This is a genomic window from Bartonella sp. AC535YNZD (assembly GCF_042196625.1).
Classification (GTDB): domain Bacteria; phylum Pseudomonadota; class Alphaproteobacteria; order Rhizobiales; family Rhizobiaceae; genus Bartonella.
In genome coordinates this window covers 1-2,772 of the sequence record NZ_JBHIQP010000038.1, presented here as the reverse complement: position 1 = coordinate 2,772, position 2,772 = coordinate 1, and the positions used below count along the sequence as shown (strand labels likewise).

Here is a 2,772-nt window from a genome sequence, read left to right as displayed (position 1 = left end):
ATCGGGGGGAGAAGGTGGAGGATCAACAAGAGCAGAGAACGTAGAAGAAGGAGAGTCAGATATCAACGACGTAGAAAATGGATTGGGGGGCGGAGGATCAACAGGACCAGAGGACGTAGAAGAAGGAGAGTCAGATGTCAACGACGTAGAAAGTGGATCGGGGGGAGAAGGTGGAGGATCAACAAGAGCAGAGAACGTAGAAGAAGGAGAGTCAGATATCAACGACGTAGAAAGTGAATTGGGAGGAGAAGATGGAGGATTAACAGGATGAGATAATGAAAACGAAGCAGGTTTACCAAATGGACCATTATAAGAACCTATTCTAGAAGAAATATAAACCCCTTCGAGTCGGAAATCCCAAAAATCCCCCTCACCTTCCACTAATCTTTGCTTAGCATTCGCTTCTCCAAAAGGCGAGCCCGGACCATAACCACGAATACGATATTGATAAGGAAAACCTTTCACCGTAGTATAACCATTATAACCATTGGCGAGTCGAAAAGAACCTGCCCGCGCTGTTCCTGCAACTTGAACGATTGAAATGCTTTGATCTCTTCCCTCATAGACTTCTTTACTTGAATATTTTGGAAAATTTTGCATATGAATGAATGTCGTTCCAGAAACATCCCCATAGATCAATATGCGATCCGTCTTTTGGGGATCAAACAAACCCTCATCATTCAAAAATGTATTCAACCTAATCTGAGCGTTTCCCTCAGCACTATAGACTTTTTTATCTTTTGATGCGAGAATTTTATCTCCTGCATCTATATCTGCTTTTTTTCCAATGCGTAGCGTTTGATAACCACTATCTTCATCAAAGATCAATGTGCTATTGGAAAGACTTAGAGAAGAAAGCGATGAAACAGATTCCTGTAAACCATTGTATTTACTTTTAGTAAGATACCATTTTGAATAACGAATTAACTCTAAATCAATAACCGATCTATCTTCAACACGCGTACCTCCTGTAAGAGAGGAAGCGTTTGCTTTCACCAATAGAGAAGCATTATTTTCAGCTTTTAGCAACACATCACCAGAGATTTTTGTTTCATGCGATAATTCAAGAGTGCCTTTTACTTCATAGTCTTTATTCCCCTTCGCATAAATTGCAATCCCATCTGGAACTGTCATATTTGTCTCTGATAAATAAACAAAAGCCCTCCCCGTAATAACTTTTTTGGTTTCTAAATTTTTTTCATCATCTCGTTGCCTCAACATTTTAGCAATCTCTTCTGGAGCTAAAACATTAAAATACAGTCCATATACTCCCTCACCCTGAACAGAAATATTGTTTTTTTCTATCTTAATACTTGTATTTTTAAAGCCATCTGGTGAAATATATTTTTGAATTAACTTACCATTATCACTTACATAACCTGAAAAGTTTTTCATCAAAAATGCATGCATATGGTTTAGCTGGATAAAATTGTTTTTCAAATGAACGTCACCACCTTGAAAAACCTCAAAAGCTTCTGGCAATACCCCCATAGCTCCATCACTATCTGTTAAAGTTTCCTCTCTCCTTCCATGCCCCGTAATCCCCATAGTATCAAGAATATAGCGCCCCCCAAATCGGGTTGAAAATGAGCCAATCTGGTTAAAATTAACGGTACCGTCTGTCATTTTAACCATTGCATCAAAACCACTTATAATACCGATCCCTTTTACATTCAAATTATCTGGCTCAATATTGATATTCACACTCACTAAAGCAATATCCGTTCCTCTCCCCCATGCATAAATAGCATGTGAAGTCCCCTTAATTTCCCCTACTGTCATGCTAATAACGGCATTTTGAGCACGAAGAGCAGGTATACTCTTAAAATCTGAAGCTATTAGATTAATTTTTCCACCATTTCTTACATACGCCCCATACGCAGATATTTTATCTGGATCATCGCCATAAACTGCTATCTGAGAGGCATTAACAACAGTGCCTGCTTTTTCTACATATATAGCTGCAATAGGTGCAGTCTCCTGAGAATTTTTTAAGTAATAAACTTTATCTGCGAGAAAGTGTGTTTTTCTATCATCGCATTTATAAAACACCCCTCTTGGATCACTTGAAGATCCCGCAGCACTAACATACGTAACCTGCAAAAAATAAAGAATAGCTGTTGTAACGTTGCATAAAAATACATATTTATGAAATACATAAATCATAACTCTTGCCGCCTCCTATTCCCCTACTTCTATTTATTGAAGAATAATGTCTATATTTAAGCTAATAAATTTCTCAAAATACAATAAATATAAAACTAAAGAGCTACTTTAATACTTAATATAACACTATATATACTTATATATAAGTTACTATATAGTTTATGTATAGCTAAAAATAATAATGCAATCCAGCAGAGAAACTCGTTCCAGAAAAACCAATTTTCTTAAATCTATGCTGATAAGTGACATCTCCACGAAGAGAAAGTTTTGTTGAGAGACGGGCATTAAACCCAACCCCTGCTTCCAAAGAAGAACCAAAGGAACCTAACTGAAAATCGTTTTTAAAAGAAACGAATTGCTTATCTTCAAAACTATGCAAATAAGAAAGCTTACTATAAAAAGAAACTTCACGTCCCTCTTCCACAACACCTAACGTCTTGCTTAAACGCCCACCAACACGCCCCACCCATTGATGAAATTTTCCTAAATCAACATCAAGATTATCAACATCAAACGCCTGATTAAACTGAAGATGCTGATAAACAACCTGAATCTGCGGATCAAAAACAACACCTTTATACCCTGTTGCAAACGTTCTACCGCTCG

At 37.2% G+C, this 2,772-nt stretch carries 1 protein-coding gene and 1 pseudogene; both read right to left on the bottom strand.

All coding sequences use genetic code 11. The features are described from left to right. A pseudogene (locus tag ACFIM8_RS08900) lies at positions 1–2,166 on the bottom strand (autotransporter outer membrane beta-barrel domain-containing protein); the annotation flags it as partial. A gap of 169 nt (positions 2,167–2,335) precedes the next feature. Further along, positions 2,336–2,772, bottom strand: a 437-nt coding sequence (locus ACFIM8_RS08895) for an autotransporter outer membrane beta-barrel domain-containing protein (RefSeq protein WP_375614810.1), incomplete at its 5' end; no start/stop codon positions are given.